Source organism: Streptomyces sp. NPDC059142 (assembly GCF_042755665.1).
Classification (GTDB): Bacteria; Actinomycetota; Actinomycetes; order Streptomycetales; family Streptomycetaceae; genus Streptomyces.
Map to the genome: position 1 here is coordinate 1 of NZ_JBHZDA010000151.1, position 7,959 is coordinate 7,959.

Here is a 7,959-nt window from a genome sequence, read left to right on the forward strand (position 1 = left end):
CCACCCCCCCGCCCGGGGGCGCGCCCCCCCCCCGGCGCCGCCCCCCCCCCCGCCTTTCGTGCGACCGCTGTCGTACGCGTACGGGGCGGGCGGCGTCAGTGGCGCGCGATCCTCTCGCCCGTCGTGGTGTCCACCACCTGCCGGTCGCCCAGCGGCTTGTCCAGCGTCACCTTGACGGACTGCTCCTTGGCCAGGGCGATGCAGACCCGCTCGGGATCGGGGTCGGTGACGACCAGCCGCACCTTCACCGCCGTGCCGCTCTCGTCCGCCGTCGCCCTGTACGTGCTGCACACACCGGCCGTGAAGCGCACCGTCAGGGTCCGCCCGTCCGCCTCGTACGACGTGGGGCGCGGCGCCGGACCGGTGCCGGGCTCGGCCGCGCCGGGGCCTCCCGGCAGCTCCTCGTGGGCGGGCGGCGGCGTCGGCGCCGCCTTCTTCAGGAACTTCGGCGCCACCGCGGGGTGCGTGACCGTGTACGGGGCGGAGCCGTCGCCCGGGGCCACCTCGAAGAGCCACGACGGCACGAGCGCCCCGCGCCCGTCCACCGAGCGCAGCGCCAGCCCGAAGACCGTCCTGGTGATCTCCACGGACCCCGGGTCCGCCGCACCGCTCTTCGGCGCGCACGGGAGCGCCGGCGGCACGTCCGACCCTGTGGCCGTGGCGCCCTTCTCCAGCGGGACCGGCGTCGCGCAGCCGCCGATCCGGTCGGCCCCGGAACCGCCGCCCGAACCCGCGCCGTCCGCCGCCCTGTTCAGCTCCTCCAGCGCCTGCGCCGCGCTGATCATCGGGTACGCGTCGCTCCGCTCCGGGGTCGAGAGCTGCCCGTAACCGCCGGTCACCCGGCCGTCCGGGTCCACCTGGACCGCCGTCGACCAGCCGTACGTGGGGAGCCCGCCGATCACCGGGTCCGCGTTGACCACCCGGACCGCGCCCATCAGCCCGCTCGCGTCGATGTCCGCGTCGTCCTGGCCCAGCGCCTCGAACACCGGCGCCGCGGCCTTCTTCGCCGCCGCCTCGCCGACCGCGCCGTCCTCGCCGCCGGGCGCGAAGGAACCGCCGGACGCGCCCGTCCCCGTACCGCCACCGCTCGGGCAGCTCTTGCCCTTGGCGCAGTTGTCGCCGCCCGGCGCCGCGCCGAACTCCGCGAACGTCCACGCCCCCGGCGCCTGCTTGGCGACCCGCAGCAGCGGCCCCGAGCCGTCCTTGTCGGTGCCGACCTTCCAGGACGTCCCGTCCGAGCGGGGCGCGCCCGTCATCCCGAACGCCTTCGCCAGCCGGGCCACGTCCGCCGCGGGCACCGTGCCGCTCGTACGGTAGACACGGGCGCTGTCCGGGCCCGCGGGCAGCTTGCCCGTGGCGCGGTAGACCACCCCGCTCGGGTCCGGTTCACCCGGCGCGATGCCCGGCGGCGGGGCGTCCGCGCCGCCCGCGCCCGGCTCCGCCGCCGGCGCGTCCAGCGCGAGCGGCGGCGGGTTCCCGTCGTCCGCTCCGCCACCGGACCTGCTGTCGCCGCTGCCGCCGTCCGTGCCGCCGGAGCTGCCGAAGGCGCTCGTGGCGAAGTACGCGCCCCCGCCTCCCGCGATCAGGACCGCCGCCGCCACCGCTGCGACGGCCAACGGTGAACGCCTTCCGATTCCGTGCGGACGGTCAGCGCTGTCGGCCGGGTGCTGTTCGGGCTGCTCCGTGCTGGTCACCGCTGCGCTCCTTCGTCTCCGTGTGCGTTGCCCTGGCACCGGTGGGACGGAAGAGGGCGGCAGGCGGTTCCCCGATACCGCCGTACGGGGCGCGACCGGGGCAGGAGTGACGCCGTCCGGGTGACAACGGCCGGATCCGGACACGGAACCGGCCGTTCCCCCCTCGCGATGCGACATCTCGCGCCCGGTCCGAACTGCGGGCTTAGGGGAGAGTGCCCGGAACCGGTAGCGTGAACTGTCCACCGTTCTCCCTCATCAGGAGCGTTCACGCCGTGCGAATCGCAGTCACCGGCTCCATCGCCACCGACCATCTGATGACCTTCACCGGCCGTTTCGCGGACCAGCTCGTCGCGGATCAGCTCCACACGGTCTCCCTCTCCTTCCTGGTCGACAACCTTGAGGTGCGCAGGGGCGGTGTCGGCGCGAACATCGCCTTCGGCATGGGTCAGCTCGGCACCAAGCCCATCCTCGTCGGCGCCGCCGGCCAGGACTTCGACGAGTACCGCGCCTGGCTCGACCGGCACGGCGTCGACACCGCCTCCGTACGGATCTCCGAGGTGCTGCACACCGCGCGCTTCGTCTGTACGACGGACGCCGACCACAACCAGATCGGCTCCTTCTACGCGGGCGCGATGAGCGAGGCCCGCCAGATCGAGCTGAAGAAGGTCGCCGACCGCGTCGGCGGTCTCGACCTCGTCGTGATCGGCGCCGACGACCCGGAGGGCATGCTCCGGCACACCGAGGAGTGCCGCACGCGCTCCATCCCGTTCGGCGCGGACTTCTCGCAGCAGATCGCCCGCATGGAGGGCGAGGAGATCCGCACCCTCCTCGACGGCGCCACGTACCTCTTCTCCAACGAGTACGAGAAGGGGCTCATCGAGGCCAAGACGGGCTGGACCGACGCCGAGATCCTGTCCCGTGTCGGCCACCGCGTCACGACCCTGGGCAAGAACGGCGTCCGGATCGACCGTGTCGGCGAGGAGCCGATCATCGTCGGCTGCCCGGAGGAGACGGCGAAGGCCGACCCCACCGGCGTCGGCGACGCGTTCCGCGCCGGGTTCCTCTCCGGTCTGGTCTGGGGCGTCGGCCTGGAGCGCGCGGCGCAGGTCGGCTGCATGCTCGCCACCCTCGTCATCGAGACGGTCGGCACCCAGGAGTACACCCTGGCCAGGACCCACTTCATGGAGCGCTTCACGAAGGCGTACGGCCACGACGCGGCGGCCGAGGTCCAGGCGCACCTGGCCTAGCCGTCCCGGGCCCGGCCCCACCTGATCCACGCATACAGGGCCGGCCCACACGGCGCCGGCCCACACGGCGCCCACGCACACAGGGCCGGCCCACACAGGCCCCGCGCATACAGGGCCGGCCCACACAGGCCCCGCGTCACGACACCCGGCGGACCACATACGCGACACCGTGGTCCGCCGGCTGCTCGCCCACGTACTCCTGTCCGCGCATCTCGCACCACGCCGGGATGTCCAGCCGCGCCGCCTCGTCGTCCGAGAGCACCGTCACCGTCCCGCCCACGGGCACCTCGCCGAACACCTTGGCCAGCTCGATCACCGGGATCGGACAGCGCCGCCCGAGCGCGTCCACCACCAGCGGGGCGCCCACCCCGTCCGTACCCGCCACGGTGCCGGCCCCGCCGGAGCCGGCCGGCGCCCCCAGCTTCTCCCGTACGCCGGAGACCACCCCCGGCAGCACCTCCAGGAACCGGTCCACCGCCGCCTCCGGTGTCCCCGCGGGGAGCGAGATCCGGACGTTCCCCTCCGACAACACGCCCATCGCGCGCAGCACATGGGACGGCGTCAGCGTGCTGCTCGTGCAGGACGACCCCGAGGAGACCGAGAAGTCCGCCCGGTCCAGCTCGTGCAACAGCGCCTCCCCGTCGACATAGAGACAGGAGAACGTCACGAGATGGGGGAGCCGGTGCTCCGGATGCCCCACCACCTCCACATCGGGCACCAGCTCCGGCACCCGCGCGCGGATCCGGTCCACCAGCGCCCGCAGCCGGACCGCCTCGGCCGCCGCCTCCGCCCGTACCGCGCGCAGCGAGGCCGCCGCCGCCACGATCGCCGGGATGTTCTGGAAGCCGGGGGAGCGCCCCGACTCCCGCTCGTCGGCCGGGCCGCGCGGGGCGAACCTGACCCCCTTGCGCACGGCCAGCAGCCCCACCCCCGCCGGACCGCCCCACTTGTGGGCGCTCGCCGTCAGCAGCGACCAGGCGCCCTCCACCGGACCCCAGCCCAGCGACTGCGCCGCGTCCACCAGCAGCGGCACGCCCCGGCTGCGGCACGCCTCGGCGACCGCGGCCACCGGCTGTTCCGTACCCACCTCGTGGTTGGCGGACTGGAGACAGGCCAGCGCCGTGTCCTCGCGCAGCGCACCGGCGTACGTGTCCGGCGTCACCGCCCCGTACCGGTCCACCGGCACCTCGCTGACCGCGCCGCCGGTCGCGGCCTCGTGGGCGGCGGCCGCGTGGAGCACCGAGGAGTGCTCGACGGCCGAGACGGTCAACCCGAGGCCGACCCGCCGGCGGCCCGACAACACGCCCGACATCCCGGCGTGGACCGCGTGCGTCCCCGAAGGAGTGAAGACGAGTTCGTCGGGGCGGCAGCCGACGGCCTCCGCCGCGGCCTCCCGGGCCGCGTCCAGCAGCAGTCCGGCCCGCCGCCCCTCGCGGTAGAGCCGGGCGGGGTCCGCCCACCCCTCGTCCAGGGAAGCCTGAAGGGCCTGCCGGGCCACGGGGTGCAGCGGGGCGGAGGAAGCGGCGTCGAAGTAGGGCACGCCGCCACGCTAACGCGCCGCCGGAGGGGGTGTCAGAAGCGGAGCCGGGGCGGCCGTTCGAGGCGCGGGAGGGCCCGGGAATAGCACAGTCCACCCCTTCGGGGAGTCGGGCGGCGCGTTGGGCACCCTCCCCGCACACCCTGAAATCGCGTCCAGTAGGGTTTGGTCCGCATAAACATCCACACCCCCCGCCCGCGTCAGGGTCGGCGACCGACCACGAGACGGCCGCAGCCGGTCGCGCGGGCGAGACTCTCGGGAAGGCGCTACGTGAGTCCCAACGGCTCCGACCGCTCGTCGCGGCGCCCGATGCGGCGGAAGCTGCCGCAGGTGCTGACTGCGGGCCTGATCCTCGCGACCTCCACGGGTTGCACATACAAGGACTTCCCCCGCCTTGGAATGCCCACCCCAGTGACGGAGGAGGCTCCCCGGATCCTCTCCCTCTGGCAGGGCTCGTGGGCGGCAGCGCTCATCACGGGCGTACTGGTATGGGGCCTGATCCTGTGGAGCGTCATCTTCCACCGGCGAAGCCGCACCAAGGTGGAGGTACCTCCGCAGACCCGGTACAACATGCCCATCGAGGCGCTGTACACCGTGGTCCCGCTCATCATCGTGTCGGTGCTCTTCTACTTCACCGCACGGGACGAGTCGAAGCTCCTCAGCCTTTCCGCGAAGCCCGCCCACACGGTCAACGTGGTCGGCTACCAGTGGAGCTGGGGCTTCAACTACATCGAGAACGTGGACGGCAACCCCGCCACGGGCAACGAGGTCCCCAAGGAGCTCGACGCCATCCCCGACCGGTTCACGAAGGACTTCCCCAAGGGTGCGGAGGGCGTCTACGACTACGGCGTCCCCGGCACGCGGAACCCGCAGACCAACAACCCGGGTCCGACGCTGTGGCTGCCCAAGGGCGAGAAGGTCCGGTTCATCCTGACCTCGCGTGACGTCATCCACTCCTTCTGGGTGGTGCCGTTCCTGATGAAGCAGGACGTCATCCCGGGGCACACCAACTCCTTCGAGGTCACCCCGAACCAGGAGGGCACCTTCCTCGGTAAGTGCGCCGAGCTCTGCGGTGTCGACCACTCGCGGATGCTCTTCAACGTCAAGGTGGTCTCTCCGGAGCGCTACCAGAAGCACCTGGAAGAGCTGGCCAAGAAGGGCCAGAACGGCTACATCCCGTCGGGCATCGCGCAGACGGATCCGGCCAGGAATGCGGAGACGAACAAACTGTGAGCATCCTCAACGAACCTCAGGGTGCCGCCGCAGCAGCAGAGGACTCGTACGAGAACGAGCTGCCGGTACGGCGCAAACAGCCGGGCAATGTGGTCGTGCGGTGGTTGACCACCACCGACCACAAGACGATCGGCACGATGTATCTGATCACGTCGTTCGCGTTCTTCTGCATCGGCGGGGTGATGGCGCTCTTCATGCGCGCCGAGCTGGCCCGTCCGGGTACGCAGATCATGTCGAACGAGCAGTTCAACCAGGCGTTCACCATGCATGGCACCGTCATGCTGCTGATGTTCGCGACGCCGCTGTTCGCGGGCTTCGCGAACTGGATCATGCCGCTCCAGATCGGCGCGCCCGATGTGGCCTTCCCGCGGCTGAACATGTTCGCGTACTGGCTGTACCTCTTCGGCTCGCTGATCGCCGTGAGCGGGTTCATCACGCCCCAGGGCGCGGCGGACTTCGGCTGGTTCGCCTACTCCCCGCTGTCGGACGCCGTGCGTTCGCCGGGGATCGGCGCGGATCTGTGGATCATGGGTCTGGCGTTCTCCGGGTTCGGCACGATCCTGGGGTCGGTCAACTTCATCACCACGATCATCTGCATGCGGGCGCCGGGCATGACGATGTTCCGCATGCCGATCTTCACGTGGAACGTGCTGCTGACCGGTGTCCTGGTCCTGCTGGCGTTCCCGGTGCTGGCGGCGGCGCTCTTCGCGCTGGAGGCCGACCGTAAGTTCGGTGCCCATGTGTTCGACGCGGCCAACGGCGGGGCGTTGCTCTGGCAACACCTGTTCTGGTTCTTCGGGCATCCAGAGGTGTACATCATCGCCCTGCCGTTCTTCGGGATCGTCTCGGAAGTCATTCCGGTCTTCTCGCGGAAGCCGATGTTCGGCTACATCGGTCTGGTCGCGGCGACGATCTCCATCGCGGGTCTGTCGGTGACGGTGTGGGCCCACCACATGTACGTGACCGGCGGGGTACTGCTGCCGTTCTTCTCGTTCATGACGTTCCTCATCGCGGTTCCGACCGGGGTGAAGTTCTTCAACTGGATCGGCACGATGTGGAAGGGCTCGCTGTCCTTCGAGACACCGATGCTCTGGACGGTCGGCTTCCTGGTGACGTTCCTCTTCGGCGGACTCACCGGCGTGATCCTCGCCTCGCCGCCCATGGACTTCCACGTGTCGGACTCGTACTTCGTGGTGGCGCACTTCCACTACGTGGTGTTCGGGACGGTCGTCTTCGCGATGTTCGCGGGCTTCCACTTCTGGTGGCCGAAGTTCACCGGGAAGATGCTCGACGAGCGGCTCGGGAAGATCACTTTCTGGACGCTGTTCATCGGCTTCCACGGCACCTTCCTCGTCCAGCACTGGCTGGGCGCCGAGGGCATGCCGCGCCGTTACGCGGACTATCTCGCGTCCGACGGTTTCACCGCGCTGAACACCATTTCCACGATCAGCTCGTTCGTCCTCGGTCTGTCGATACTGCCGTTCTTCTACAACGTCTGGAAGACCGCCAAGTACGGCAAGAAGATCGAGGTCGACGACCCGTGGGGCTACGGTCGTTCACTCGAATGGGCGACTTCGTGCCCGCCGCCGCGGCACAACTTCCTCACGCTGCCGCGTATCCGCTCGGAATCCCCCGCGTTCGATCTGCACCACCCCGAGATCGCCGCACTCGACCAGCTTGAGAACGCGGGCCACGGGGCCGCGGCCGGCGCCCTCGCCGGTGGCAAGGAGGCCGGCAAGTGAAGATCCAAGGCAGGATGTTCATCTGGCTGAGCGTCTTCATCCTGGCCGTCGCCATCGTGTACGGCGTCTGGTCGAAGGAGCCGGTCGGTACGACGGCGCTCTTCCTGGCCTTCGGCCTGAGCGTGATGATCGGCTTCTACCTGGCCTTCACGGCCCGGCGGATGGACGCGCTGGCGCAGGACAACAAGGAAGCCGACGTCGCGGACGAGTCCGGCGAGGTCGGGTTCTTCGCCCCGCACAGCTGGCAGCCGTTCTCGCTCGCCATCGGTGGCGCGCTGGCCTTCCTGGCCATCGCCATCGGCTGGTGGCTGCTGTACTTCTCCCTGCCGCTGATCCTGGTCGGCCTGTGGGGCTGGGTCTTCGAGTTCTACCGCGGTGAGAACCAGAACCAGTAGACGCCGTACGGCATGAACAGGGGGCGCGGGCGCGGCCGCCCCCGGGGGCGCGGGGCCCCCCCGGGCTGCGCCCCGCCCCCGCGGGGGGGGCGAGGGGTTTAGTGGTGGTCA

Annotated in this window: 6 protein-coding genes; 4 read left to right on the top strand and 2 right to left on the bottom strand. The window is 70.9% G+C overall.

Annotated features, from left to right (window positions below; all coding sequences use genetic code 11):
- Window positions 1-95: 95 nt before the first annotated feature.
- Window positions 96-1,694, bottom strand: coding sequence for a hypothetical protein (locus ACFXPK_RS31230; RefSeq protein ID WP_385080500.1), 1,599 nt, complete (start codon window positions 1,692-1,694; stop codon window positions 96-98).
- A gap of 272 nt (window positions 1,695-1,966) precedes the next feature.
- On the opposite strand from ACFXPK_RS31230, the gene ACFXPK_RS31235 reads away from it, so the two are divergent.
- Window positions 1,967-2,941 carry a carbohydrate kinase family protein gene (locus tag ACFXPK_RS31235; protein ID WP_385006218.1) on the top strand — a complete coding sequence of 325 codons (975 nt, stop codon included), beginning with the start codon at window positions 1,967-1,969 and terminating at the stop codon, window positions 2,939-2,941.
- A 136-nt stretch (window positions 2,942-3,077) separates the two neighbouring features.
- On the opposite strand, the gene ACFXPK_RS31240 is transcribed toward ACFXPK_RS31235, so the two are convergent.
- The gene (locus ACFXPK_RS31240; RefSeq protein WP_385080502.1) at window positions 3,078-4,481 is read right to left on the bottom strand and encodes a cysteine desulfurase/sulfurtransferase TusA family protein; all 1,404 of its coding nucleotides are present in this window, start codon (window positions 4,479-4,481) and stop codon (window positions 3,078-3,080) included.
- A gap of 267 nt (window positions 4,482-4,748) precedes the next feature.
- On the opposite strand from ACFXPK_RS31240, the gene coxB reads away from it, so the two are divergent.
- The 3 genes from coxB to ACFXPK_RS31255 are packed head-to-tail and all read left to right on the top strand — an operon-like array spanning window position 4,749 to window position 7,848.
- Complete coding sequence (gene coxB, locus ACFXPK_RS31245; protein WP_385006223.1) at window positions 4,749-5,711, top strand: cytochrome c oxidase subunit II; 963 nt, start codon at window positions 4,749-4,751, stop codon at window positions 5,709-5,711.
- A complete protein-coding gene (ctaD, locus tag ACFXPK_RS31250; protein ID WP_385006225.1) occupies window positions 5,708-7,453 on the top strand; it encodes a cytochrome c oxidase subunit I in 1,746 nt (581 codons plus the stop codon). Before coxB ends, ctaD begins: the two co-directional genes overlap by 4 nt.
- Window positions 7,450-7,848 (top strand): cytochrome c oxidase subunit 4, encoded by a 399-nt coding sequence (locus tag ACFXPK_RS31255; RefSeq protein WP_384920814.1) that lies wholly within the window; start codon window positions 7,450-7,452, stop codon window positions 7,846-7,848. The genes ctaD and ACFXPK_RS31255 overlap by 4 nt, the downstream gene beginning before the upstream one ends.
- Window positions 7,849-7,959: the final 111 nt, after the last annotated feature.